The following is a 323-nucleotide window of genomic DNA, read 5'->3' on the forward strand; positions in this document are numbered from 1 at the left end:
GGCTAGCTGATTCTGATGCTGAGTGACTAGCACTTACCGATGCTGAAGCGCTTTGGCTTGCTGATACTGACGCAGAGTGGCTCGCGCTTGCTGAGATAGAAGCTGAGTTCTGGTTGTTAGATGCTGAAGCTGAAGCTGATTGGCTAGCTGATACTGATGCGCTAGTTGATTGGCTTGCACTTACTGATGCTGAAGCTGAGTGACTAGCTGATTCTGATGCTGAGTGACTAGCTGATTCTGATGCTGAAGCACTTTGGCTTGCGCTTACTGATGCACTTACGCTTGCACTTGCTGAAGCACTTTGGCTTGCTGTTGCTGAGCTT

The 323-nt window shown here is 49.2% G+C and carries 1 protein-coding gene; it reads right to left on the reverse strand.

Features of this window, described 5'->3' with window-relative positions; all coding sequences use genetic code 11:
- Nucleotides 1-323, reverse strand: a 323-nt coding sequence (locus SORDD05_RS09670) for a hypothetical protein (RefSeq protein WP_196757209.1), incomplete at both ends; no start/stop codon positions are given.

The sequence above is a fragment of the Streptococcus oralis genome, from assembly GCF_001578705.1.
Classification (GTDB): Bacteria; Bacillota; Bacilli; order Lactobacillales; family Streptococcaceae; genus Streptococcus; species Streptococcus oralis_J.